A 25,788-nucleotide genomic window follows, 5' to 3' on the forward strand; every position below is an offset into this window, starting at 1 on the left:
CCACGATTCCACGCCGGACTGGATACAGAATGCCACGCATACCCATAATTGATTGCAAATGATGCTTAGGTGAAGTGAGTCACAAGCAGTTGTGCTCATGGACCGAGCCAGAACCACGAAAGGTGGGAGAACATGAGCACTGAAGCGCATGCAGATCGCATCTCTGATGTCAGCAAGAAATTCGGGATTACCCCCGAAGACTACATGCTGCCAGCACGCCACATGATCAACCTGTTGAACCCGGACGGAACCCTGCGCCCAGAGGACCAGCAGGGCACTGAACCTGGCCACGAGTACCCGCTGCCAAGCCCGGCCCGGCTGCTGGAAGCCTATGCGGCTCTGGTCACCGGCCGCCGCGTCAACGACCAGAACTCCGCACTGGTCCGCCAGGGCCGCATGGCTGTCTACCCCTCCAGCCACGGGCAGGAAGCCTGCCAAATCGCAGCAGCCCTGTGCCTGGGCGAGAACGACTGGCTTTTCCCAACCTACCGCGACACGGTAGCGGTGCTGACCAAGGGCGTAGCCCCGATGGAAGTCATGACCAGCTTCCGCGGCGAATGGCACTGCGGCTATGACCCGAAGGCGTATAACTGCGCACCGATGTCCACCCCGCTCACGACCCAGCTGCTGCACGCAGTGGGTGTCGCCCACGCTGCCAAGCTGCGCGGCGAAGACACCGTAGTGGTGGCCATGTGCGGCGATGGCGCCACCAGCGAGGGCGACTTCCACGAAGCGCTGAACTTCGCCGCGGTCTTCAACCTTCCGGTGATCTTCTTCGTGCAAAACAACAAGTACGCCATCTCGGTTCCGCTCTCGCAGCAAAGTGCCGCCCCGTCCCTGGCCCACAAGGCTGTTGGCTACGGCATGGCCGGCGAGCGCGTGGATGGCAATGACCTGATGGCCTTGATGGCAATCATGACCCGTGCGGTGCGCATGGCCCGCGAAGGCAATGGCCCGCTGCTGATCGAGGCCCACACCTACCGCATGCAGGCGCACACCAACGCAGATGACGACAAGCGCTACCGCGAGGACTCCGAAGTCCAGGAATGGATCGCCAAGGATCCGGTGACCCGCATGAAGGCGTACCTGGACGATGCCGGGCTCTTGACCGATAGCACCGTCGCCAAGATCACCGCAGACGCCGAGTCGGTCGCCAAGACCCTGCGTGATGGCATGAACCAGGAAGCCAACACCGATCCACGTGAGCTGTTCGAGCACGTGTACTCGGCCAAGACCCCGCAGCTGGCTGAACAGCAAGCCATGCTCGTCGACGAACTAGACCGTGAGGAGGCCTAGGATGACTGCCACTACTTCGCGCTTGAACCCGAACGTCAGCGCTGCCACCGCACGAGCCGCAGCCAAGGCCGCCAAAGAGCACCAGCCGGTGACCTTCGGCAAGGCGCTGAATACCGCCCTGGCTGATTCGCTGGTTGCCGACAACTCGGTAGTGATCTTCGGCGAGGATGTGGGAACCCTTGGCGGCGTTTTCCGCATCACCGATGGGCTGACCGCACGCTTTGGTTCCGAACGCTGCTTTGACACCCCGCTGGCCGAATCCGGCATTGTCGGCATGGCCGTGGGCATGGCCATCAACGGCATGCGCCCGGTTATCGAGATGCAGTTCGATGCATTCGCCTACCCGGCGTTCGAGCAGATCGCTTCGCATGTCGCCAAGATGCGCAACCGAACCCAGGGCAAGCTGAACCTGCCGATGGTCATCCGCATTCCGTACGCCGGCGGCGTGGGCGGCGTGGAGCACCACTGCGATTCCTCGGAAGCCTACTACGCCCACACTCCAGGTCTGAAGGTCTTCACGCCCTCGTGCGTAGAGGATGCCTACCTGATGCTGCGCGAAGCCATCGATTCGGATGATCCGGTGGTCTTCTTCGAGCCGAAGAAGCTGTACTGGTCCAAGGAGCAGGTGGACTTGGCGCAGCTGGCCGAGCAGTACGAGGCCAAGAAGAGCGCTAGGACCGAGGGCCAGGCGCGCATCGCCCGTCCGGGCAGCGATGCCACGCTGATTACCTATGGTCCAAGCGTTTCCACCGCATTGGAAGCTGCCAAGTTGGCAGCCGAGGAAGGCATCAGCCTGGAAGTTCTCGACATCCGGAGCATTGTGCCCTTCGATGACGAGACCGTCTGCGCATCGGTGCGCAAGACCGGACGCGCTATCGTGGTTGCCGAAGCCCAGGGCTTCGCCTCGGTAGCCAGTGAAATCGTGGCCCGGGTGCAGGAGCGCTGCTTCCACTCGTTGGCCGCTCCAGTGCTTCGCGTGACCGGATTCGACATTCCATACCCGGCCCCAACGCTGGAAAAGTTCCATCTTCCAAGCGCCGAACGCATTCTCGACGCGGTTGACCAGCTTCAGTGGGAGGCGTAAATGAGCATCAAGACTTTTCTCTTGCCAGACCTTGGCGAAGGCCTGACCGAAGCCGAGCTGGTGCGCTGGATGGTTGCCGCCGGTGACGTTGTCGCAGTTGACCAGCCCATAGCGGAGGTGGAAACCGCGAAGTCGCTGGTGGAGATCCCTTGCCCGTTTGAAGGCGTAGTCTCGACCCTGCATGGGGACGCCGGCCAGATGATGCTGGTGGATGAGCCTTTCATCTCCGTGAACACCGGCGGCGAAGAAGCTGAAGCGCCTGAAGCCGAACGTGCGCAGTCCTACCGCGAGGAAGAGCGTGCTGGCACCCAGGTACCTGCCGAAGAATCAGCAGAAGCCGATGAGGGTAGCGGCAACGTGCTCATTGGCTACGGCACTTCCTCTGCCCAGCGCAAGACCAGCCGTCGGCGCAAGCCGCGCGGCGGGGTAGCCGCGCCAGCGGCACAGGCACCGGCCGAAGCGGCCCGCGTGATCAACCCGCTGGTACGCAAACTGGCGCGGGATAACGCCTTGGATATCACAACGGTTCGAGGCTCTGGTCCAGAAGGGCTGATTCTGCGCACCGACGTGGAAGCCGCCTTGTCGGCTGATGCGGGGCTGCCTGCAGCTGCGGCGGCCGCTGCCCCGGCAGCACCGACCCCGGCTTCCGCAGCCGCGGTGCCCGCTGCACCAGCCCAGGCTGGCGAGGCGGATTCGAAGACCGGCCTGCCGGTCGCATCTTCCCAGGTGCTCTCGGGCGTGCGCAAGACCATCGCCACCGCGATGAGCACTTCGCGCCGCGAGATCCCCGAGGCTACCGTGTGGGTGGATGTCGATGTCACCAAGCTGCTGAAGCTGCGATCGAAGATCAAGGAAGCCGAAGGCCAAGCTCCAAGCGTCATGGCACTGATCTCCCGTTTCGCGGTGGCCGGCTTGCGGCGCTTCCCTGAACTGAACAGCCGCATTGAGGCTGAAGCTGATGGGGGCTTGCGCCATACCCTCTTCGAGGGCGTGAACCTCGGGTTCGCAGCCCAGACCGATCGCGGCCTGGTTGTGCCAAATGTGCGCAACGCCCACAAGCTGAACGCCAAGGAACTGTCAGCCGAGTTCGCTCGACTGGCTACGGTGGCCCGCGAGGGCAAGGCCGGTGTCGCCGACCTGTCCGGCAGCACCTTCACCATCAACAACTACGGCGTGTTCAATGTTGATGGCTCCGCGGCCATCATCAACTACCCGGAAGCGGCCATTCTGGGGCTGGGGCGCATCATCGAGAAGCCGTGGGTGGTCAATGGCAAGATCAAGGTCCGATCCATCTGCGAGATGACACTGAGCTTTGACCACCGGGTCTGCGATGGCGGAACCGCTGCCGGCTTCATGCGCTATGTTGCCGACGCGATGACGGATCCAAAGACTGCGCTGGCTTCGCTCTAGCGCCTACTGTGCGCAGTGCTCGCTCTCAAGAGTGATCTTGATGCCCGTCGAACCTCACGAGGATTGACGGGCATCACCCTTTTTGCTGATATTTCATCTATGTTCGATCATTTATCAGCATGTCAAATATAGGTTGCTAGAATTGAACCAATTATTATTTCTATGATGGAAATATGTTGGGTTGCTTTCCAGCCGCTTATGACGCGGGCTAGGCAGCAGGAACAGGGGATTGAGATGTCAACAGCGGGGACCGGAATCAAGAACCGGCCATTCATCTACCTGCTGCTCCTGCTACCGACGGCCATTGTGCTGGGCGCCTACGCCCTGCTCGCCGGCAAACTGCCGGAAATGACCGCCACTCACTGGAGTTCGACCTATCCGGACAGGTTTACCCGCACCGCGGTGTTTGTTCCCGTCTGCATCGGGCTATGCATTCTTGGTGCCATCACCGGAGTGATTTCCTTGGCGCTGCGCCGCAAACCGGCACTGCTCATGGTGCTGCTCTTCGCCGGCGGGTTGCTCTCCTGGAGTGCAGCTGGCGTATTCGTCGGCTCGGCGGTGCCTACAGCGCTCGCCGAGACACCTGAAACCGCAGTGCTGGGCGGCATGATGGCTGTGCTGATTGCCTGCTCGCTGCTGGGCATTGCGCCACTGTGGGTCAGCGGCATCTACCAGCAATACACCAGGCAATCCGTTGAGGCCCGCCAGGCACGAAGTGATGCAGCGCAGGGCATCCAGCGGCCTGTTGCGGCGGGGACACCAGCCATGGCACGGCAAGAATTCAATCAAACGATGGCAGCACCGTGGTGGATGTGGCTGCTATGCCTGGTGGTGTTCGTGGCGCTTTTCATTGCTGTTGCGTTGCCGCTGCTGACCGGTGACAGCCAAGATGGCGACTGGGTGGGCTTCATCGTTGCCATGACCCTGTCGGCCGTGGCGTGCGTATCGATTCTGGGTTTGATCTGGATTCGGGTATCGATCAGCGGTGATCGCTTCCGGGTATCATCAGCGGTCTTGGGGTTCCCGATGCGAACCATCAAAATCGACGAAATTGAATCTGCGACCAGCGAAAAGATCGTTCCCATGATGTGGGGAGGCTGGGGCTGGCGAATCATTCCAGGCGGTTCGGCCATCGTGATGAAAGAACACGAAGGCCTCGTTTTCGAACTCAAGAACAAGAAGCGTTTCGCCGTGACCATCCCGGAATCGCAGCAAGCCGCAGACTTGCTCAATGCCCGCATGGCCTGCGGGAAACAGTAGCGAATAACGTTTCTGGGCCTGCGCCCTACTTATTGAAGGTGCGCATGGGCCCGATAACCACCGAGCGCAGCACCAAGCCGGATACCAGCGAAGCGGCCACGACATGGATGATCCCCAATGCCGCGTAGACCAATTGCAGGAACTCCGGGATCTTCTGGATATGCGGGTGCGGCAGGAGGAACGAGAGCCCGATTACCGCAGCCCAGACAACCAGGCTGCCGGCCCCAACTTTCCTCGACCAGGTGCCCTTTGGCAGTTCATGGCTCAGCGGCTGGATGCGCTGGAGCACGACCGAGGCCAAGACCATCCAGAATCCGGCCACCACGAAACCAGCTGCAATGTCACTTGGACGGTGCCAACCGCAGATCAAAGTGGCCACCCCGGTCACCGTCGCGAACAACCACGCGATCGGCTGGACTACCGGACGCAGTTTCGGTGGTGAAACCAGGTACATCAGTCCCATTGCGGCGGCAGCGGCGGTGGTGTGTCCTGAGGGAAAAGAATTTCCTGTGGTGCCGAAGTTGAAATCCGGGCGGGACAAGATCTCGTGCTTGAGCAATTGCGTGCTGCCCGCTGCGGCTGCGGCCGCGATGACCGCCACGATGGCCCGCAGGAAGCGCCGGTCTCGAATCACGCGATACAGCAGGAAAACTGCCGCAATGATGCCGCAGATTGCCGGCAAGAGATTCAGGAATTCACGGATCGGATTAATCAGGTCCGTCCGGGGCCACCATCGCGACCACGCTATGAATCCAGCCTGATCGGCCCATTGCCCCACACGCTGCTGGACGAAAAATACGTATTCGAGGCAGAACAGCGAAATCAGCAACAGCAGAGCCCACCACCACCTGATATGGTGCGGGCGCGCGGATGCTGGATTGCGAGGCATATCTCTAGGGTGTCATATCCGGCACGGGGAACGGCACAGTTCAGGCATGTAACTATGCCCACCCTCGATAGGCTTAGAGCATGAGTGTTGAACTTCCGCCCCTTGAAGATCTGCTGGCAAATTCCCATGTTGTCCGGTTGCCGATGCGTGTGAAATTCCGTGGTGTCACCCAGCGTGAAGCGCTGCTGATCAACGGGCCGGAAGGTTGGGGCGAGTTCTCCGCATTTACCGAGTACGGACCGGCCGAAGCCTCACTGTGGCTAGCCGCCGGAATCGAGGCCGCTTACCAGCCGTTCCCGGAACCGTTGCGCACCAGCATTCCGGTCAACGCCACCTTGCCTGCAGTTGCGGTCAAAGATGTCGGAGCGGTTCTCGAACGCTATGACGCGCCGCACACCATCAAGATCAAAGTGGCAGAAAAAGGCCAGGGGATTGAGCAGGACCTGGCGCGTGTAGCTGAGGCCCGTCGGCTCTACCCGCAAGCAGCGCTGCGCGTGGACGCGAATATGGGATGGGATATTGCCCAGGCGGTCCCGGCCTTGAAGGCCCTGAGCGAGTACGACCTGCAATACGCAGAGCAACCCGTGCCTGGCATTACCGGGCTGGCAGAAGTCCGCGAGCAACTGCGCAACGCCGGCAACCCCTTGAAGATCGCCGCTGATGAAGCGGTGCGGAAGCACACCGACCCCTTGGAAGTCTCGCGGTTGGGCGCCGCAGATCTGATGGTCATCAAGGCCCAACCGCTGGGCGGCATCGGTGCGGTGCTCGAAATTGCCAAGCAAGCCGAACTGGATGTTGTCGTGTCCAGCGCCCTGGATACTTCGGTAGGGCTGGCCCAAGCCGCCGCCTTAGCCAGCGCGCTGCCAGAACTGCCCTATGCCTGCGGCCTTGCGACGGGCACCTTGTTCGCCGAAGACGTATGTGCCGAGCCGTTGCTGGCCACCGCCGGGTACTTGCCGGTGCGTCGCATTGAGCCGGATCACCAGAAATTGGATGGCTTGCGTCCGCAAGAGGCGCGCGTGCGCTGGTGGCTGCAACGCCTGGAGTCCTGTTATGCCGAGCTGACTAGGGGATAACCCCAGGCAAGAATCTATTTCCCCGGCGTTAACCTTTGCGTTGCATTTAGAACACTTCCAAGTGAAAACCTCAGTTCGAGTCATTCCCCTGACAATGAGCCACATACTGAGGAAGTGAGCGGATCATGAATCCAACCCGTACCCTTTTGCCAATGCTGGGCCACACCCGCGGCGGTCGTTCTGCAGCTACTTGCCACTTCAAGTGCGCCGACGCCTGCACCAAGCCAGATTGCAACACTTCGTCCAACGGCTACTTCAAGGACATTGCCGACAAATCGCTCTCCCGCCGCAGCATGCTGGGCCTGGGCGCCGTCGGTGCTTCAGCCCTGGTCATCGGCCCGCAGCTTTTCGGTGCAGCCGACGCTACCGCGGCACCACTGGTGCCAATGAAGCCGGGCAAGGGCGGGCACCTTTCCTTCGACGCCATTGAGCCGGTGTCGCGTTCGGTGGATACTGTTTCCGTCCCGGAAGGCTATGACTGGAATGCCATCATCCGCTGGGGCGACCCGCTCTTCAAGAACACCGCGGAATTCGATGCTTCCAAGCAGTCCGCCCGCAAGCAGGCTGAGCAGTTCGGCTACAACTGCGACTACCTGGACATCATTGTCGACAAGTACTCGGGACGCACCGGCGTGCTGGTTGCCAACCACGAATACACCAATGAAGACATGATGTTCGACTCGGCTTGGTTCGAAGCGAACCAGGAAGAAGCCCGCAAGATCGCGATGAACGCGCATGGCTTCTCCGTGGTCGAGGTCAAGCGCAAGAAGAATGACAAGAAGTGGAGCTACGTGCAGGGCGGCGAACGCAACCGCCGCATCACCGCCAGTACTGAATTCCGGGTCGATGGCCCAGCCGCAGGCAGCGACCTGCTCAAGACCGCCGCAGATCCAACCGGTACCAAGGTTCTTGGCACCTTGAACAACTGCGCCGGAGGCACCACCCCATGGGGCACCGTACTCTCCGGTGAAGAAAACTTCGACCAGTATTTCCGCGGCAAGGGCACCGCCGAGGAATCCCGCTACGGCATTGGCACCACCGCGACCGACCGCGGCTGGGAAGAAAGCGACCCGCGCTTCGGCCTGCACAACGAAGGCTACGAAAACGAAGCCAACCGTTTCGGCTGGGTAGTCGAAATCGATCCGCAGGACCCTTCGTCCACCCCGGTCAAGCACACCAGCCTGGGCCGTTTCAAGCACGAGGGCGCCAACGTTCGCATTGCCAAGAACGGCAAGGCTGTTGCCTACTCCGGCGATGACTCGCGCTTCGAGTACCTGTACAAGTTCGTCTCGAAAAACACTTTCTCCAAGCACGATCGCAAGCACAATATGGGCTTGCTCTCCGAAGGCGACCTGTACGTTGCCACGTTCGCCGGCAACTCTCCAGCTAGCGAGATCGACGGCAGCGGCGCAGTTCCGTCTGATGGTGCTTTCGACGGCATGGGAACCTGGCTGCCACTGGTGAAGAACGGCGAATCCAAGGTGGAGGGCATGGGCATCGACGAGGTGCTGGTCTACACCCGCCAAGCAGCTGACAAGGTCGGCGCCACCAAGCTGGACCGTCCCGAAGATGTTGAGCCAAGCCCGGTATCCGGCAAGGTCTATGTGGCACTGACCAACAACACCGACCGCGGCAAGGACGGCAAGGAAGGCGCAACCGAGGTCAGCCCACGGGTACGCAACCGCGACGGCCACGTCCTGGAAATCACCGAAGCCGGCAACGACGCCACCGCCGCGAAGTTCACCTGGAACATCTTGTTGGTTGCCGGTGATCCAAATGTGAACGGATCGACCTACTTCTCCGGCTACCCAACGGACAAGGTCTCGCCGATTTCCTGCCCGGATAACCTGGCATTCGATTCCAAGGGCGACCTGTGGATCTCCACCGACGGCGCCCCTGGCACCATCGGCTACTCCGATGCACTGCACAAGGTCACCCTGACCGGCAAGGATCGCGGCCGTGTCGAGCAGTTCCTGGCCGTGCCAACCGGCGCAGAGACCTGCGGCCCGCTGATCCATGACAAGGACAACTCGGTCTTCGTCGCGGTGCAGCACCCGGGTGAAGGCGGCAGTTTCGCCAGCCCTACCTCGCTGTTCCCGGACTTCGTGAAGAACGCAGGAGGAGCCGGCAAGGGCGAGTTCTACGGCCCGCGCCCATCGGTCGTCCAGGTCTTCAAGCAAGATGCGAAGCCGGGCAAAGGAAACGGCAAGGGCAAGGGACACGACAAAGGCAAGGGTCACGACAAATAAGTCGGACTAGCCTGCAGTGCAAGGGCGTCGGCAGGATCCTCTCCGGGATCCGGCCGGCGCCCTTTGCCGTTCCAAGTCGGTTGACCGGCACGTCAAGGCATAGACTTGGATCATTGCCTTCAGCTTTGGAATCTAAGGAGTCATGCGGCGTGGGAATGCAGCAACCTGGCGAGCAACGCGCCATCACTACAGCTCGCCATGTGCTCTCCGCCCTGATCAGTGCCGGGATCAGGGATCTGGTGATTTCTCCCGGTTCGCGCAGCGCGCCCTTGGCCTATGCTGCAGCCGAGGCAGAAGCCGCGGGGATCCTGGATATCCATGTGCGCATCGACGAACGCTCCGCGGCCTTCATGGCACTGGGCCTCGCCCAAAGCACCATGCGGCCGGTAGCCCTCGCCGCCACCAGCGGCTCGGCCATCGGGCAGATGCTGCCTGCAGTAATGGAAGGCAACCACACCGCGACACCACTTCTGGTCCTTTCTGCCGACCGTCCCGATGAACTGCACGGCACCGGAGCCAGCCAGAGCACGCGCCAGAAAACCCTCTTTGGCGAGCACGTTCGCCTGGCCGCCAATGTCCCCGCTGGGGCCAATCCGCAACACGAGGTCCAACGCGCATTACTGGCCTTGGCCGGTGACCAGCACACTGCCGCAGGTCCGGTCCAATTGAATCTGCAGTTCCGGGATCCGCTCACCCCCGCACAGGACGAGAGGATCGAGAGCCAAAGCTGGACGGCAGTTGAGCCGGGGCAGTGGAAGGCACACGACCAGCTGGACAGAGCGAGCTTGCCGGTCCAGCAGCTGGAGCCACGCCGGAGTGTTGTCATTGCCGGGCATGGCGCCGGAGAAGAGGCGCAACGTTTCGCCCAGGCTTTGGGGCTGCCATTATTTGCCGAACCATCTTCTAACGCACGCTTCTCGGCCAACGCCATCGGCCACTACCGTCCCCTGATCGCGGCAGGCCTGGACCGCATTGAACGCGTGGTGCTCTTTGGCCGTCCGACGTTGAGCCGCCCGGTGGGCCAGCTCCTGGCCAACCCAGCGATCGAATCGGTGATTTGGCAGCCTGCGCCAGCGGCCTGGTATGAAGCGGGACGGCGACGCGAGACACCGGTCAGCTCGTGGAGCGAATTGCAGGAGTTCGCCGGAACCGGTGCAAAGGGATGGCTGGAAGCATGGCAGCAGCTTGATGCCCAAGCTTTGGAAGTACGGCAACGCCTAAGCCGCGAATCGCTGATTAACGGGGTAGATGTTGCCGAAGCTATTTGGGATCACGCGCCGGAAGTCCTGCTGCTGGGCTCATCCAACATCGTTCGCGACTTCGACCTGGCGGCCCGACCGGCACCCGAACCAACTATGACCGTGCACGCCAACCGCGGTCTTGCCGGAATCGATGGGACCATTGCCACCGCCCTGGGCCTGGCCCGGGGAAGCAAAAAGCGGACGCTTGCGGTGATGGGAGATATTACCTTCGCCCATGACGCCAGCTCGCTGTCCTGGACCCCCGGCGAAGAGCAGCCAATGGTGGATATCGTGGTCTACAACGACGGGGGAGGAGCAATCTTCTCCACCCTGGAGCATGGTGCCGTGGATGCCTCGGGCCGGTACGCCAATGCGGTGGAACGGTTCTTTGCCACACCGCAGCAGCTGAGCCTGCCTGCGCTCGCCGAAGCCTATGGCTGGCAGTACGCCAGAGTCGCAAGCAAGGAAGAGCTCAGCGCCGTCTTGGCTTCAACGCAGCCGGCGAACCTGCGCCTGATTGAAGTGCCTGCGTCGCGGAGCAGCCTGCGCGCCGAGAATCTTGAATTAAATCAACAGATCGGGCAGCTAGCCTGGCCAGAGCTGTAGGGAAAAAAGAAATTCCCCTGCGTCGACCATCGGCAACGATGGGCAACGCAGGGGAATTTTTGCAGTTGAACTCAGATATCCACGTGCGTGGGATCGAGCACGCGACGCAGGAAGTCCTGGGTACGTGGCTGCTGCGGATTGCCAATGACATCCACGGCCTTGCCTTCTTCCACCACGACGCCACCGTCCATGAAGAACACGCGGTCAGCAACTTCCTTGGCGAAAGCCATCTCGTGGGTGACCACCAGCATGGTCATGCCCGCTTGGGCCAGATTCTTCATAATGGACAGGACCTCGCCCACGGTCTCCGGATCCAATGCACTGGTTGGCTCATCGAAGAGCATCAGCGTTGGTTCCATGGATAGCGCTCGGGCAATGGCCACGCGCTGCTGCTGGCCGCCGGAAAGCTGGTCGGGGTAGCGATCGCCGAAGTCGCCCAGGCCTACACGTTCCAGATTGCGCAACGCGACCTTCTGGGCGTCGGCCTTCTTGCGCTTGAGCACCTTGATAGGGGATATCGTGCAGTTCTCCAGCACGGTCAGGTGCGGGAAGAGGTTGAACTGCTGGAAGACCATGCCTACTTGCTGGCGCATCTTGTCCAGGTTCACATCGGGATCGGTGACATTGAAGCCACCGACCATAATGGTTCCTCCGTTTGGCTGCTCCAGCAAATTCACGCAACGCAGCAGAGTGGACTTGCCTGAACCGGATGGGCCGATCAGGCAGACAACCTCGCCCGGAGCAACATTCAGGTCAATGCCCTTGAGCACTTCGTTGCTACCGTAGGACTTGCGCAGTCCGGTGATTTCCACGCCCGAAGCATGGACTGAAAGTTCATTGGTGTCAGTCGACATTTTCAAGTCCTATCTATCGCTTGGTCTTGGCGGCGCGGGATTCAAACTTGCGGGCCACCAAGCTCAGCGGGATGGTGATCACCAAGTAGAACAGGCCGGCGACGACCAGCGGGGTGATGCCGGCATCGATTTGCGAGATGCCGTCACGGCCAAACTTGGTCATTTCGTACTGGGCCATCGACGCACCGAGGATGAATGCCAACGAGGTGTCCTTGGTCAGCAAGATGATTTCGTTGGTCATGGGCGGCAAGACGATCTTGAACGCCTGCGGAATCACGATGGTGACCATGGCACGCCACGCTGGCATGCCCAACGAACGGGCAGCTTCGGTCTGCCCCTTGGGCACCGCCTGCAGGCCTGCACGCAGGGTCTCAGCGATGTAGGCGGCCGAGACCAGGCCCAAGGCGCACATGACATTGACCGGCTGCGGCCACTGGGTTCCGAACGCCTGAGGCAAGCCGAAGCCGAAGGCCAATAGGACCAGGATGGCTGGAATACCGCGGAAGAATTCGATAAATGCAGTGGCGAACCAGCGATATGGCGCGAAGGACGCCATTTTCATCAGGGCCAGAAGCAGACCCAGGATGAGGCCGAAGGCGAAGGAGATGATCGTGTAGAAGATCGTGTTCTTCAGACCGACCAAGATCATGCCAGGGAACATCGGTCCCAATTTGTCGAAGGAGAAGAAGGCATAAATGGCCTTGTTCCAATCAACGGCCAAGACCAGTGCGATGATCGCGATGATGAAGATGGCGATTTGAATGGTCTTGCTCATGCGGGCGCGCTGACGTGTAGTCATTGCCATGCTTGATTACCTCTCATAAAGGAAGCGGAAGCTGGACTGCCAACCTGTGGGTGCAGTCCATGCCCCCGCTTGCCTTGGAATCAGTTGATGCTCGAGAATTACTTCTCGCCGAACCACTTCACAGTCAGTTCTTCCATGGTTCCTGCATCGGCCAGCCGCTTGAGGGTGCCATTGACCAGTTCCAGGGTCTTGGGCTGGTCCTGCGGAACTGCAATGCCCAGCTGCTCGCCGGTCTTGAAGGCGGCCACGACGCTGAAGCCGTCCTTATCCTTGATCGCGTAGCCCAATACCGACTGGTTGCCCAGCAATGCATCCACTTGGCCAGCCAGAAGTGCCTGGGTTTGCAAACCGGCATCCTCGAAGCCAACGATGTTGCTCAAGCCCTGTTCCTTGGCGTACTTCTCGCCGGTGGTGGCCTGCTGGACGCCGACCTTCTTGTCCTTGGCGGATTCAAGATCCTTGATTTCAGAACCGTCAGCCGAAATCAGCACCAGATCGTCATCCATATAAGGGGTGGAGAAGTCCATCTTGGCCGAACGCTCTTCGGTGATCGATACCGAGGAGATCGCGATATCGCACTGGGTGCTGAACAGGCCGGATTCAATGGAGTCGAAGCTGGCGTCGATGACGTTCAGATCCAGTTCTGCATCCTTGGCAATCTCGGCAGCGATATCCATATCGAAGCCGACGTTCTTGCCGTCCTTGACGAATTCGAATGGTTCGTAAGGAATGTCTGAGCAAATGGTGAGTTTGCCTTCGTTGAGCGGGAAGGAACCAGCTTCGGCTTCACCTTCGGAACTGGAGCCGGAACCGCAGGCGGTGAGAGCCAGCAGTGCAACGGACGTGACGGCAACAGCGGAGGCGAACTTCTTCTTGAGACTACGCATAGGATCAGAACCTACTTTCGGGTTATGCGAGTGGATCAGTGCGTAGCCACAATCATAACCGGGGCAACACTAGGCTGAGATTCACCTCACACATGTCGCGTCGAGGCTAAGTATTATTTATGCTCAGTGCGATCCTAGCGGCCTTGATCCGCTGTGCAGCCTGCGCCTACTCGGCTCCGAGGGCTTGGCGCATGGGGCGCATCTTCGCCCATGATTCGGCTAGTTCATCCTCGGGCACCGAGCCCGGAACAATGCCGCAACCCGCGTACAGGCGCATCAGCTTTTCGTCTTCCAGGATTCCGCCACGCAGCGCGATGCCGAATTCGCCATCGCCACGGCTGTCAACCCAGCCCACGGGGCCGGCATACGGTCCGCGGTCCATGCCTTCCAGCTCGCGCAAGAGCACGCCAGCCTTCTTGGTCGGCGTGCCGCACACGGCAGCGGTCGGATGGAAAATCTCGGCAACATCCAGTGCGGTAGGCAGAACGCCGGCGGCATCGGCGCGCAACTGGGCGCGTACGTCGCTGGCCAAATGCCAAACATTGGGAAGCTGCAGAATAAAAGGTTCTTCCGGCGCGCTCATGCCGTGCGAAATGGGATTCAGGGAAGCCGTGAGCGAATCTATGGCCAGCTGGTGCTCGTTGCGCTGCTTCGGATCTTCAAAGAGGTTGCGGTGCGCGAAACCGGGGTCCTCGGCGCCAGTGGCCGCGCGGTCCAGCGTGCCAGCTAATACGCGGGCCTCGGCCAAGCCGTCGGTAACGCGCACCAGCATCTCCGGGGTAGCGCCTACCAGGCCGTCCACTGAATAGGTCCAGCAATTGCCATAGTGCTCGGTCAGCGCATCGACCACGCGGGCAAGATTGATCGGGGTGGAACTATGCGCCAACACATCGCGGGCCAGCACCAGCTTGGAAATTCCGCGTTCCTCGAAACGGCCCAGCGCCTGATCCACGGCATCAAGGTAGGAACCGGCGGTCAGCTGCCCGCTGGTCAGTTCAATGCTGCCCGGTTCGCTCGCTGGCAACGACGCATCGGCCATCGCGGCTTCGGCGCGTGCCAAAGCCTGCTGGTAGGTCAGCCCGTCGAGTTCCTCTGCGCTGCCGGTGATGGTAATCCAGGACTTTTCCTCATCGCGTCCGATCACCAGCTGCGGGATCACCATGCGCGATTCAAAGACGCTGGTGAAGGAGAACGCAAAAGAACCGAAGGACACCAGGCCGCTGCCGGGGCGGGCGATCGGGTCAATGATCTGTGCCTGTTCTATTACCTGTGCAAGCCAGGCACGGGCACGCGCAAAGCGCTCTTCGCCGTGGGTGTGCAAGCGGGCCGCAGTGCCAAATCCAACCAGCCCGTGGCCATTGCGGGTCCAGACCAAGCTTCGGTGACGCAATGAGTCGGCAATTAGTGTTTCGGGGGCATCAAGGTATTCAAAGGTGATGCTGGTGAGAACAGGAGCCGACGGCTGATGAGCGCTGGCGCTGAGAACGGGCGAATCTGCAGACATGATAACGCTAAGCCTACCGCGCAATGCCGGGGGAAAAGGCTTGCGGGTGTCCGTGGTCACCCCTGTGAGATCGGCCGGGTCTGGTGAGAAGTGCTGGGGGAACCCGGTAAACTCTAAATCGACCTCCTAGGTCGCTGGTACCAGACCGGTATGCCCGGTCTGGCCATGCCGGCAATGTGCAGTGGAAAGCATCGGCTAGAGTGAAGAGATGTTTGCGTGCATCTTGCAGGCAGATTGCCTTCGCATACCGCGATGGCCAACCCGATGAAAGATAAGTAAGCCGTAGAACAGTGACTGATTCGAAGAGCAACTGGACCGCAGCCGGACACGACGTGTCCGACTCGATTGAGCTGAATCCTGAAACCGCTGCATTAGCTGCGGCCATCAATCTTCCCTCGGGCTTCGCTTTGCTGGCCGAGGACCCGGACTTCGGTCCGGCTATTTCCATCGGCATGGCGAAGGTGGAGAAGCTGCTGCGCGACGCGCTGGCCAACTCCGACCCCTTGATCGACGCATCCAGCCGCCACCTCGTTGAGGCCGGAGGCAAGCGAGTGCGTCCCCTGCTGGTGCTGCTGACTTCCCTGCTGGGCGACGGCGTGAATGACGATGTCATCAAGGCCGCTGCCGTAGTGGAACTCACCCACCTGGCAACCCTGTACCACGATGACGTCATGGACTCTGCTCCAATGCGCCGCGGTGCACCAACTGCTCACGAGGTGTGGGGCAACTCGGTGGCGATTCTCGCTGGCGACCTGATCTTCGCCCGTGCATCGGTCTTCGGATCCGAGCTGGGCCCAGAAGCAGTCATGTGGCAGTCGCGCACCTTCGAGCGCTTGTGCCTCGGACAGCTGCATGAATCCATCGGCCCGCGCGAGGGCGACGATGCCATCGAGCACCACATCCAGGTAATCAGCGACAAGACCGCGTCGTTGCTCTCCACCTCCGGAGCCTTCGGCGCCCGTTTCGGTGGCGCCCCGCAGTACATTGAGGTACTGCGCGAGTATGGCGAAAAGGTTGGCGTTGCCTTCCAGGTCGCCGATGACGTGATCGACTTGGCATCCACGGAAGCCGACTCGGGCAAGACTCCGGGCACCGATTTGCGTGAAGGCGTGCCGACCTTGCCAATTCTGCTGCTGCGCCAGGCAGCAGCCGAGGGCGACGCGCAAGCGCAGCAGGCTATCGAGCTGGTTGATGCGGATCTGGCCACCGATGAAGCACTGGCGGCCGCTGTGGAAGCTGTCACCTCGCACCAGGCAATCCATGATGCATGGAAGGCCGCACGCCAGTGGGCCGATGACGCGATTGCCGTCTTGGCTCCACTGCCCGAGGGCACCGTGAAGCAGGCGCTGATTTCCTTCGCGGATGCGGTTGTTACCCGCGAAGCCTAGGCAAGCTCGAACAAGCAAAACCCCGGAAGACTGCAAAGGTCTTCCGGGGTTCTGTTTTGCCCGCGGCTGCTGCCAGATCCCTGCTAGAGCTGGTCGTTGCAGTTCTGCCCGTCGTCGGTTGACGCTTTACTCCCAGGACGATTCTTGCTGGCGGTAAAGAACCTGACGGCGAGAATGACCAGGCCAATGGCCACGAGGGCCGGGATGATGTAGAAAATAATCAGTTCGTAGGTATTCGGGACCAGGGGATTCATGTTTACATCTTATGAAGGTCCTGACAGATGCAGTACCACCTTAATGATGATATTCCTGTAAACCGGGAGCATGGCCCTAGTGCTGAGCGGAAAATGCCTGAGGTCTCCCATAAGTGGCAAGCAGGCCCCGGCAACGAATTCTCGTTCCCGGGGCCCGCGCGCGCCAGCGTCATGCCCTCGTGCTTATCGGACGATGTTCTCCGGGACCAGCGGCTGCGGATGCTCGGGGGAAAAGAGCGCTTGGCGCAGCTGCTGCGCTTTGCTGGCCCGATCCTGGATCGATACCCGGTGGCGCAGCTGCCGATAGAGCTCGTCATCGGCGTAGCGCGGGAAAACGTGCTGATGGTAATGCCAAACATGCTGATTGCCCGCAGGCTCATTGTGCTGCCGAGTGCTCGTGCCCTCGGGATTCCAGGCGAGCTTCATCGCCAAGGCAACGCGCTTGGTCTCCCGCATGATCGCGGCGCCGGTCTGCTCATCCAGATCGTAGAGCGCTTCCAGATGCGCGGTCGGAATGATCATCACGTGCCCTCCGTAATTGCCGAACCCATCACAAGCCATGATTGCTGCCACCAGATCTGTCTGGTAGATCAGATCCGTGGGCGCGCACAAGTTGTCCTGGCTGAAAGGCTGGTCGTTGACCAGCTCGCAGAAGGGACACTGGTAGTTGGCTGGTTCATGGGAACGGTGGAGCACTAGTCCTCCAATTCGGCGGCCAGCTCTTCAAACACCCAGGTGTACATGTCCAGGGTGAACTCGCTGAAGGTGCCTTCCTCGCTGGTCCATTTTCCCTTGGCATTGCTGCGGCGGTAGACGATTGGATCCGGAACATCGAGCTGGGATGCCTTGAAGCCCCACACGAACTTCTCTTCCTCATCTTCCAGGAACAGGAGGTAGCCGTCTTCGATTTCCAGTTCTTCAGGGTCGAAGAAGTAGTGGTAGGCCTCCATGAAATCCTCATTGTTGCCCAGAGCACGATAGAACTCTTCAAGGACAAATGGAATTGAAACCTCGGACTGCGCCAGCCCTTCGCGCAATTCTTCGGCGCTCAAGCCATCGGCTTCGTTCCACTGGTCTTCTAAGTACTTGGGAACCAGGGAACAGAACTTCTCTAGAAACATGTCTGCCATGTCCTTATCCTATCGAGATTAGCCCAGCTCAAGGGCACTCAACGCGATCCAGAGCTGGACTCGGTCGCTAGTCACATTCGGGTCGTAGCCCGAGAGATCTGAAATTTGCTGGATCCGGTAGCGCACTGTGTTGCGATGCAGGCCCAAGGACTCGGCCACGGCCCCCACCGAGCCATCGCGGTTGAGGTATTCACGCAAGGTCAGCAATAGGTCGGAATCGTGGGAGGCGTCGAATTCCTGCAGCGGGCCCAGGGCTTCGATGGCCAAATCCTGCAGCGGAACATCGTGGGCGGCGAGCAGGAGCGAGGTGAGAGAAAGCTTGGTGGGTTCGTTGACCCGCTCTCCGTGGCGCAGGGACTCCAGGGCCTCGAAGTAGCTCCAGCGGATGCCGGTGGTATTCGGGTAGCGCCCGCCGTAGCCCACCCGAGCCGGAAGGCCGGCCGCGAGCAGATACTCGTCGAGGTGCTTGATGGACAGCTGCAGCTTGCTGTGCGCGACAATGATCGCCAAGCGGCCATCTATGATGGCTGAGACCTGCGAGGACAGATCGGCGGGCAGCGGCAGGGTTTGCAAGCGCTCGACCTGTGCCGGAGCCTGCACCAGGATGACCGAGTGCTCACGCTGGGTATTCAAGCCAAGTGCCCCCAGCCGGCCAGCGGCATCGGCGCCAACCAGGGCTCCAGTGGCGAGGTCCTCGAGCACCTGGCCGTTGGCCTGGCGCTGCGAGGCGCGCAGACGGGATTTATTAGCCAGTTCCAGCCCGATCAGCGACTGCGCGTAATCGACCACTGGATGGTGGACATAGGGTTCTGCAATATGCAGGGTGCACTTATCACGCAGACCCGTGGCCACCGGTCGTTCATTCCAGGAACGTGCAGGATCATAGTCCCCGCTGATCACTTCGCCGTGCAGAGTCAGCGCTACCTGGGTGCCGAGCATTCGCTCGAGTTCCTCGAGCATGCTGTCCAGATCCGAGGAAAGCAGTGTCTGGGCCAGCTTCTGGTGGGATTTCAGCAGGCTTTCAACACGCTTGAGGTGGTCGGAATTCAGTGCTTCGGCGATCAGCCGGGTAATTGCGGCAAAGGGTATCTGATAGGGCACCTCGAAGACCGGAAGCCCTACTTCGCGGGCCGCTTCAACCGTCGCTTGCGGGACTGAGGCGTGTTCCAGGCCTGTGCCGAAACCCAGGGCTACGGCATCGTTGGCCGCAAGGACTTTGACGAACTGCCGCTGTGCGGCCTTGGTCTTCTGGCGCACCCCGGTGGTCAACACGATTTCTCGCCCGGTGAGGAACTGCGACGGGTCAAGCAGCTCGGTCACCGCACCCCAGGTGATGACCATGCCATCGCGATGAGTGTGTTCAGTCAGCGGTCGAAGGTCGAGCTCGTCATGTTCCAGAAGACCGCGTAAACTAATTGCCATGTAGCCATTCTAGAGGGATGGCGAAAAGTTCCCGATTCAGCAAATTGCTCAAAATATGGACACGCGACCTCGAAAAATGACCACAATGTGAAAATTTTGCAGTAGCTTAGACACATGAGCACTCCATCTTCATCACAGGGCGCTCCACTCGCAACCGAGAAGCGTGAAACTTTCAGCTCCCGAAAGTTGTTCATCCTTTCAGCGATTGGTTCGGCCGTTGGTCTGGGAAACATCTGGCGTTTCCCTTACGTCGCCTACGAAAACGGCGGCGGCGCATTCTTGATCCCATATCTGGTCGCAATTCTCTGCGCCGGCATTCCGTTGCTGTTCCTCGACTACTCCATCGGTCACCGCTACCGCGGCTCTGCTCCGCTGGCATACCGCCGGGCCAACCGCAAGGCCGAGGCCCTGGGCTGGTGGCAGGTGCTGGTCTGCTTCATCATCGCCATCTACTACGCGGCCATCATTGCGTGGGCCGCGATGTACTGCTGGTTCTCGGTCACCAAGGCGTGGGATAAGAACCCGGACGGGGCTGCCGGATTCTTCATGGGCGACTTCCTGCAGGTCGCGGACGATGTCACTGTCGGGTTCGACTTCGTCGGCAGCGTCTTCTTCCCGATGCTGTGCGTTTGGCTGATCGCCATCGTGATCATGGTTGCTGGCGTGAACAAGGGCATTTCGCGGGCCAACGCGATCTTCATGCCTTTGCTGATCGTGATGTTCCTGATTCTCGTTATCCAGTCGGTCTTCCTGCCAGGTGCTGTGGACGGCTTGAATACCTTCTTCACGCCGAACTTCGAGGCGCTGTCGAATCCTTCGGTGTGGGCAGCGGCATTCGGCCATATCTTCTTCTCGCTGTCGGTGGCCTTCGGCATCATGGTGACCTACTCGTCCTACATGAAGCGCAAGAGCGACCTCACCGGTTCGGGCTACGTTGTAGCTTTCGCCAACTCCAGCTTCGAGCTGCTCGCCGGCATCGGCGTCTTCGCGGCCCTGGGATTCATGGCGTACAACGCCGGCAGCTCCGTCGACGATGTGGCAACCAGCGGAATCGGCCTGGCCTTCATCGCCTTCCCGACCATCGTTTCGCAGGCTCCCTTGGGCGGCGTCATCGGCGTGCTGTTCTTCGGTTCGCTGGTCTTTGCCGGCATTACCTCGTTGATCTCGATCCTCGAGGTGATTGTTGCGGCTTTCCAGGACAAGCTGGGCTGGAAGCGCCAGTCGGCCACCCTGGTTGTTGTCGTTCCAGTGGCATTGATCTCCATGATCTTGTTCCCAACCACCACTGGATTGTATTTGCTGGACACCATGGATGCGTTCGTGAACCAGTTCGGCATCCTCGCTTGCGCACTGGTGATCGTGATCGTCTTCGGTGCAGGCCTGGGCATGCTGCCTAAGCTGGCCAAGCACTTGAACCGCCACAGCTCCATCAAGCTGGGTACCGGCTGGATGGTCCTGGTCGGCGGCGTGGGCCCAGCTGTCTTGGGCTACATGCTGATCAATGAAATCCAGACCAAGCTTGCAACTCCCTATGAGGACTACCCTGTTTGGTTCCTCGGGATCTTCGGTTGGGGCATGGCCGGGGCATTGATTGTCGGCGCGGTCCTGCTGTCCCTGGTCCCTTGGAGCAAGAACTCCAAGAAAAACGACCCCGAGTTCGATCAGCATCGTGCGAACGTCGAGGCAGAAGAAGTCCCTGAAGTGTCCAGGAAGGAATACTAGCCATGAGTCCTATAGCGATTGTCTTCATGATTATCTCCATGCTGACCATTTGGGGAGGCCTGGCCATCGCCTTGATCAGCCTGAATCGCCATCCTGAAAAGCACGATGACGATGTGATCGAGCCTGCTGGCTCGGCAGGCAACTAGAACCTGCAAGCATCTGGATCGAAGGCCTCTTCGTTTCAAGCCCCGGCTTGGAATGAAGAGGCCTTTTCCTGTGCAGATGCACTATGCGACACGAAACGTGTTGTGCCGATCCGCGTAGTGGCCGGGCAGCCGGGAGAATACTCTCTAGTTATAGAGACAATAGGGCCAGTGAGCTCACGAATAATTTCTGGAAGGACAATCACATGGACGTTACCTACCGCATTGACCAGAAGCGCAAGATCAATGGTCCGTTCCCCGGCCCGAAGTCGCAGGAACTGACCGCACGCCGAGCCAAGGCAGTTGCTGCCGGCGTAGCTTCCAGCCTGCCGGTGTATGCGGCAGAGGTTGATGGCGGCATCATTGTCGATGTCGATGGCAACCAGCTGATTGACCTGGGCTCCGGCATCGCCGTAACGACCATTGGCGCCTCGAATCAGGCAGTAGCCAAAGCCGTCGCCGAACAGGCAGCGCGCTTCACCCACACCTGCTTCATGGTCGCTCCGTACGAGAACTACATCGAGCTGGCCGAGAAGCTGGCTGCCATCACTCCGGGCAACTTCGAGAAGCGTGCAGTCTTCTTCAACTCCGGTGCCGAAGCGGTAGAGAACGCCATCAAGGTAGCCCGCATTGCCACCGGCCGCCAGGCAGTAGTCGCCTTCGACCACGCCTACCACGGCCGCACCAACCTCACCATGGGCTTGACCGCCAAGGCCGCCCCATACAAGCGCGGCTTCGGCCCACTGGCACCGGAGATCTACCGCATGCCAATGAGCTACCCATACCGCGAAGAGAACCCGAACATCTCCGGCAAGGAAGCAGCCGAGCGCGCGATCCTGGCAATGGAGAAGCAGATCGGCGGCGACCAGATCGCTGCGATCATCATCGAGCCGATCCAGGGCGAGGGCGGCTTCATCGTTCCGGCCACCGGCTTCCTGCCGCGCATCGCCGAATGGGCCAAGGAAAACGGCATTGTCTTCGTTGCCGACGAAGTCCAGGCAGGCTTCGCACGCTCCGGTGCCTGGTTCGCCTCGGACATCGAAGGCATTGAGCCTGACATCATCACCCTGGCCAAGGGCATCGCCGGCGGCATGCCGCTGTCTGGCATTATCGGCCGTGCCGAACTGCTGGACTCGGTGCACGGTGGCGGCCTGGGCGGCACCTACGGCGGCAACCCGGTTGCTGTGGCCGCGGCTCTGGAATCCATCAAGTTCATGGAAGAGCAGGACTTGGCGGGCCGCGCCCGCGAGATCGAAGAGAAGTTCTTCACCCGCTTCGGTGCGCTGCAGAAGGACATCAAGGAACTGGGCGACATCCGTGGCCGTGGCGGCATGGTCGCAATGGAATTCGTCAAGGCTGGTGGCAAGGAGCCGGACGCCGAGCTGACCAAGGCCATCGCAGCCGAATGCCTGGCCCAGGGCGTCTTGATCCTCACCTGCGGCACCTATGGCAACGTGGTTCGCCTCTTGCCTCCGCTGGTGATCGGCGACGAGCTGCTCGAAGATGCATTCAACGTATTGGAAGATGCGATCCGCAAGGCTATCGCCTAAGTAGCTCAAAACTGGTCCTAGACGGCGAATGCCTCGAACCTCCCACGGGAGATTCGAGGCATTCGCTGTATCGGCGGTGAGTGCAACCGGGCGTTCAGACCAACTTTTTCGGTTCCGGCATGGAGCCAATGCGTGGAATTCGCATCATGTCCACGAGCACGAAGAGCACCGCAACCCATACCAAGGCGAAACCAACCCAGCGTTCGAATGGCATGTGCTCGCCAAAGACCAGCAGGCCCAGGATGAACTGCAAGAGCGGGGCGAGGAATTGCAATGAGCCCAGGGTGCTCAAAGGCAGGCGACGAGCTGCACCCCCGAAGAGCAGGAGCGGTACTGCGGTGATGATGCCGCTCGCTGCCAAAAGCGAGAGGCCAAGAACATCAGCCGAGAACAGCGCAGACTTCCCGTCAACGGCCAGCCAAACCAGATAGCCGATGGCCAACGGGGTCAGCCAGACGGTTTCAATGGTCAAGGACCCCAGCGCAGTTCCGCTTTGGCCCACTTTGTTCTTCACCAGGCCATAGAAGCCAAAGGAGAAAGCCAAGCCGAGGGAAATCCAAGGGACCTGTCCCAAGCCGATCGTCAAGACAAGTACAGCAACGGTGGCTATGGCAACAGCGATCCATTGCAGCCGACGCAATTTTTCTTTCAGGACGACGACACCCAGAAGGATTGCCACAATTGGGTTGATGAAGTAGCCCAGCGAGGCTTCCAGCACATGTCCGGTCAAGACCGCCAGTGCATAGAGAGTCCAGTTAGCTGCAATCAGAACACTAGCCAGTCCCAACTGCCAGATGGTCTTGGAATCCTTGAACATCGCAAGGAACTGCTTGACCTGGCGTGTGAACGCCAGCAGCAGCAGGCAGAAAACCAGCGAGAAGATCACGCGAACGCCAACGAATTCGAAGGCCGAGATGTCAGGCAGCAATAGGAAGTAAGCCGGGAGCATGCCCCAAATCAGGTACGCGGTGGTGCCTTGGATCAGTCCGTAGCTATGTTCTGAACGGATCGGTTTAGCGGTACTTACGGACATGCAGGACGCACACTTTCAGAAACAAAATGGATCAAGGGAGCGGCCCACCGGGAAATAAGTTGTGGAACCGCATCTTAAAACTACAACGTTCCCGCCGTCTGGATATTCCCCGAGGCCGGCGGTGCCTGCCATTCCACACGGCACTGTGATATTTTCACCGGAACATAAATGGAATTCCAGTCGTTGACTAGACTAGAGAACACCAACTTGGTTTGCTTCATTGAGGGAGTGCATCGCCGTGCATGGACATAACAACGGACTCAAAACCGCCTTTTTGATGGGCGGAATGTTTGCCCTGCTGCTGGCCATTGGCTCGCTGATATCTGCGGGCACCGGCCGTTCAATGTTCATTTGGATATTTGCCTTGATCGGCCTCGGAACTACTGCCTACAGCTATTGGAATAGCGACAAGCTGGCTCTGCGCTCGATGCACGCCTACCCGGTCAGCGAAGCGGAACAGCCGGGAATGTACCGAATCGTGCGTGAGCTGTCGATGAACGCGCAGCAACCGATGCCGCGACTGTACGTTTCGCCAACCACTTCGCCGAACGCCTTTGCCACCGGCCGCAACCCGCAGAATTCGGCGGTGTGCTGCACCGAAGGCATCCTGCAATTGCTGAACGAACGCGAATTGCGCGGGGTGCTGGGTCACGAGCTGATGCATGTCTACAACCGGGACATCCTCACTTCTTCGGTCGCCGCCGCGGTTGCGGGCGTTATCACCTCCGTTGCCCAGTTCCTGATGTTCTTCGGCGGCGGCAACAGCAATGACAACCGCGGGGTGAATCCGATCGCCTTGATTGCCCTTTCCCTGCTGGCGCCACTGGCAGCGTCGATCATCCAGATGGCCGTGAGCCGCACCCGCGAATATGATGCAGACGAGGACGGAGCCAAGCTGACCAATGATCCGCTGGCGTTGGCGAGCGCGCTTCGGAAACTGGAATCGGGGATTACGCAGGCTCCGCTGGCTTCCAATGACCAGAAGCTGGTCAACAGCTCGCACCTGATGATCGCCAATCCATTCGGCTCGCGCCTCAAGCGCATGTTCTCCACCCACCCGCCTATGGAGGATCGCATCGCACGGCTTGAAGCGATGGCTGGCGGACGCGGGTACTAAGTGCAAAGCAGCTCCTGGGCTTAAGGCCGCATCTCATATGGAGATGCGGCCTTTAGCTTGTTTTGGGCCTTTCCCGTTGAACAGTTAGTTATCTACCCTCCTACTAAAGGATGAGGTGAAGATCTTTGTCTGCCCTAGTTAGGCAAAAATAGGCTGATCGTAGCGGCACCGAGGAGAAGACTCCCTGCCGTCTGATGAAGGAGCAAGGAGCAAGGACGCGAGACGACGACGCGGCACTTCTGCCCAGGCTTGGGGATGCCATAGCCGGTCAACTGGCCACCGGAACGGTCAAAGGATTGGCTTGCCTGCTAGTGGCCTGGATTTGCTCATCATGGATTGCCCTCGACACTGCTTTCGGCACATTCGCTATCGCGCTGGCGATCTCGTATCTCCTCTCGGAAATCCTCGGCGCCATCATCGCTCGACCGATTGTCCTGAAAGAACGCCGTCCCAACCCCGGGGGAGTGCTGTACGTCGTCCTTCCATTCGTGGTGTCCATCGTGGTCAGCTTTGCTGCGGCCTATGCAGTTACCAGCTCATTGCGTGACAGCAGTTTTGTGACAGTGCTCGTTGCCGCATGCAACGCCGCTGAGATCCTCTGGATCAAACCATGGGTGCCGGGACCTTCGCCGGAAGAGATGGCCGCGAAGTTCAATGAATTCAAAGCCATGACCCAGGACCACTTCGCTGATGATGTTGCTGATATCAAGCGGCGGGCCAGGGAAAGGACTCGTGAACAGTACTACGCGAAGAAGGCCCGCGAAGAAGCAAAGAGGCTGAAGAAGCAGAAGCGCGACGAGGATCAGCGCTGATCCTTTCCGGGTCCATGCTCCAGTGGTGCGCAGAATGGCAGCGCGGGGGGGTTTCC

At 60.1% G+C, this 25,788-nt stretch carries 23 protein-coding genes; 13 read left to right on the top strand and 10 right to left on the bottom strand.

Annotated elements, in window-relative coordinates:
• The first annotated feature begins 132 nt into the window (after positions 1 to 132).
• The 4 genes from pdhA (at position 133) to ACNPM8_RS06030 (ending at position 5,050) form a co-directional block, all read left to right on the top strand.
• A complete protein-coding gene (gene pdhA / locus ACNPM8_RS06015) occupies positions 133 to 1,296 on the top strand; it encodes a pyruvate dehydrogenase (acetyl-transferring) E1 component subunit alpha (protein WP_105656919.1) in 1,164 nt (387 codons plus the stop codon).
• Between the two features lies 1 nt (position 1,297).
• Positions 1,298 to 2,380: an alpha-ketoacid dehydrogenase subunit beta gene (locus ACNPM8_RS06020; RefSeq protein WP_448939450.1), complete on the top strand. Its 1,083-nt coding sequence runs from the start codon at positions 1,298 to 1,300 to the stop codon at positions 2,378 to 2,380.
• Positions 2,381 to 3,790 carry a dihydrolipoamide acetyltransferase family protein gene (locus ACNPM8_RS06025; RefSeq protein ID WP_448939451.1) on the top strand — a complete coding sequence of 470 codons (1,410 nt, stop codon included), beginning with the start codon at positions 2,381 to 2,383 and terminating at the stop codon, positions 3,788 to 3,790.
• Positions 3,791 to 4,024: 234 nt separating this feature from the next.
• A complete protein-coding gene (locus ACNPM8_RS06030; protein ID WP_448939452.1) occupies positions 4,025 to 5,050 on the top strand; it encodes a hypothetical protein in 1,026 nt (341 codons plus the stop codon).
• 25 nt (positions 5,051 to 5,075) lie between these two features.
• Here the strand turns inward: ACNPM8_RS06030 and ACNPM8_RS06035 are convergent, their stop codons facing one another.
• Positions 5,076 to 5,939: a phosphatase PAP2 family protein gene (locus ACNPM8_RS06035; RefSeq protein ID WP_332503350.1), complete on the bottom strand. Its 864-nt coding sequence runs from the start codon at positions 5,937 to 5,939 to the stop codon at positions 5,076 to 5,078.
• An 80-nt stretch (positions 5,940 to 6,019) separates the two neighbouring features.
• Between ACNPM8_RS06035 and ACNPM8_RS06040 the strand changes: the two genes are divergently transcribed.
• The 3 genes from ACNPM8_RS06040 (at position 6,020) to menD (ending at position 11,111) form a co-directional block, all read left to right on the top strand.
• A complete protein-coding gene (locus tag ACNPM8_RS06040; RefSeq protein WP_448939453.1) occupies positions 6,020 to 7,015 on the top strand; it encodes an o-succinylbenzoate synthase in 996 nt (331 codons plus the stop codon).
• 125 nt (positions 7,016 to 7,140) lie between these two features.
• Entirely contained in the window at positions 7,141 to 9,264 is a 2,124-nt protein-coding gene (locus tag ACNPM8_RS06045) for a PhoX family protein (RefSeq protein WP_448939454.1), read from the top strand.
• A gap of 155 nt (positions 9,265 to 9,419) precedes the next feature.
• Positions 9,420 to 11,111 carry a 2-succinyl-5-enolpyruvyl-6-hydroxy-3-cyclohexene-1-carboxylic-acid synthase gene (gene menD / locus ACNPM8_RS06050; protein ID WP_448939616.1) on the top strand — a complete coding sequence of 564 codons (1,692 nt, stop codon included), beginning with the start codon at positions 9,420 to 9,422 and terminating at the stop codon, positions 11,109 to 11,111.
• Positions 11,112 to 11,182: 71 nt separating this feature from the next.
• Here menD and ACNPM8_RS06055 read toward each other — a convergent pair whose 3' ends face one another.
• From ACNPM8_RS06055 to ACNPM8_RS06070, 4 genes are all read right to left on the bottom strand, one after another.
• A complete protein-coding gene (locus ACNPM8_RS06055; protein ID WP_133833593.1) occupies positions 11,183 to 11,965 on the bottom strand; it encodes an amino acid ABC transporter ATP-binding protein in 783 nt (260 codons plus the stop codon).
• Positions 11,966 to 11,978: 13 nt separating this feature from the next.
• Positions 11,979 to 12,770: an amino acid ABC transporter permease gene (locus ACNPM8_RS06060; protein ID WP_105656910.1), complete on the bottom strand. Its 792-nt coding sequence runs from the start codon at positions 12,768 to 12,770 to the stop codon at positions 11,979 to 11,981.
• Positions 12,771 to 12,868: 98 nt separating this feature from the next.
• Positions 12,869 to 13,657, bottom strand: coding sequence for a transporter substrate-binding domain-containing protein (locus tag ACNPM8_RS06065; RefSeq protein WP_448939455.1), 789 nt, complete (start codon positions 13,655 to 13,657; stop codon positions 12,869 to 12,871).
• Between the two features lie 166 nt (positions 13,658 to 13,823).
• Positions 13,824 to 15,161, bottom strand: a complete 1,338-nt coding sequence (locus tag ACNPM8_RS06070) for an isochorismate synthase (protein ID WP_426733798.1) — start codon at positions 15,159 to 15,161, stop codon at positions 13,824 to 13,826.
• A gap of 290 nt (positions 15,162 to 15,451) precedes the next feature.
• On the opposite strand from ACNPM8_RS06070, the gene ACNPM8_RS06075 reads away from it, so the two are divergent.
• Positions 15,452 to 16,549: a polyprenyl synthetase family protein gene (locus ACNPM8_RS06075; RefSeq protein ID WP_133833595.1), complete on the top strand. Its 1,098-nt coding sequence runs from the start codon at positions 15,452 to 15,454 to the stop codon at positions 16,547 to 16,549.
• Positions 16,550 to 16,632: 83 nt separating this feature from the next.
• Here ACNPM8_RS06075 and ACNPM8_RS06080 read toward each other — a convergent pair whose 3' ends face one another.
• The 4 genes from ACNPM8_RS06080 to ACNPM8_RS06095 form a co-directional block, all read right to left on the bottom strand.
• The gene (locus ACNPM8_RS06080) at positions 16,633 to 16,803 is read right to left on the bottom strand and encodes a hypothetical protein (protein ID WP_166650716.1); all 171 of its coding nucleotides are present in this window, start codon (positions 16,801 to 16,803) and stop codon (positions 16,633 to 16,635) included.
• A 183-nt stretch (positions 16,804 to 16,986) separates the two neighbouring features.
• Positions 16,987 to 17,499: an HIT family protein gene (locus tag ACNPM8_RS06085; protein WP_388022801.1), complete on the bottom strand. Its 513-nt coding sequence runs from the start codon at positions 17,497 to 17,499 to the stop codon at positions 16,987 to 16,989.
• Entirely contained in the window at positions 17,499 to 17,933 is a 435-nt protein-coding gene (locus tag ACNPM8_RS06090; RefSeq protein ID WP_105656905.1) for a hypothetical protein, read from the bottom strand. The genes ACNPM8_RS06085 and ACNPM8_RS06090 overlap by 1 nt, the downstream gene beginning before the upstream one ends.
• Before the next feature lie 18 nt (positions 17,934 to 17,951).
• Positions 17,952 to 19,355 carry a PucR family transcriptional regulator gene (locus ACNPM8_RS06095; RefSeq protein WP_400342025.1) on the bottom strand — a complete coding sequence of 468 codons (1,404 nt, stop codon included), beginning with the start codon at positions 19,353 to 19,355 and terminating at the stop codon, positions 17,952 to 17,954.
• A gap of 114 nt (positions 19,356 to 19,469) precedes the next feature.
• Between ACNPM8_RS06095 and ACNPM8_RS06100 the strand changes: the two genes are divergently transcribed.
• The 3 genes from ACNPM8_RS06100 to gabT all read left to right on the top strand — a co-directional run bounded on the left by ACNPM8_RS06100 (position 19,470) and on the right by gabT (position 22,770).
• A complete protein-coding gene (locus ACNPM8_RS06100) occupies positions 19,470 to 21,077 on the top strand; it encodes a sodium-dependent transporter (RefSeq protein ID WP_426733804.1) in 1,608 nt (535 codons plus the stop codon).
• 2 nt (positions 21,078 to 21,079) lie between these two features.
• On the top strand, positions 21,080 to 21,223 hold the full coding sequence (locus ACNPM8_RS06105) for a methionine/alanine import family NSS transporter small subunit (protein ID WP_332487043.1): 144 nt from the start codon (positions 21,080 to 21,082) through the stop codon (positions 21,221 to 21,223).
• A 203-nt stretch (positions 21,224 to 21,426) separates the two neighbouring features.
• Positions 21,427 to 22,770: a 4-aminobutyrate--2-oxoglutarate transaminase gene (gabT, locus tag ACNPM8_RS06110; protein ID WP_426733806.1), complete on the top strand. Its 1,344-nt coding sequence runs from the start codon at positions 21,427 to 21,429 to the stop codon at positions 22,768 to 22,770.
• 94 nt (positions 22,771 to 22,864) lie between these two features.
• On the opposite strand, the gene rarD is transcribed toward gabT, so the two are convergent.
• Positions 22,865 to 23,803 carry an EamA family transporter RarD gene (rarD, locus tag ACNPM8_RS06115; protein WP_448939456.1) on the bottom strand — a complete coding sequence of 313 codons (939 nt, stop codon included), beginning with the start codon at positions 23,801 to 23,803 and terminating at the stop codon, positions 22,865 to 22,867.
• A 238-nt stretch (positions 23,804 to 24,041) separates the two neighbouring features.
• Here rarD and htpX point away from each other — a divergent pair, with 238 nt between their 5' ends.
• Entirely contained in the window at positions 24,042 to 24,920 is an 879-nt protein-coding gene (gene htpX, locus ACNPM8_RS06120) for a zinc metalloprotease HtpX (protein ID WP_105656899.1), read from the top strand.
• 311 nt (positions 24,921 to 25,231) lie between these two features.
• A complete protein-coding gene (locus tag ACNPM8_RS06125) occupies positions 25,232 to 25,732 on the top strand; it encodes a hypothetical protein (RefSeq protein ID WP_448939457.1) in 501 nt (166 codons plus the stop codon).
• The last annotated feature ends 56 nt before the right edge of the window (positions 25,733 to 25,788 follow it).

This window comes from Glutamicibacter sp. AGC46, assembly GCF_053543715.1.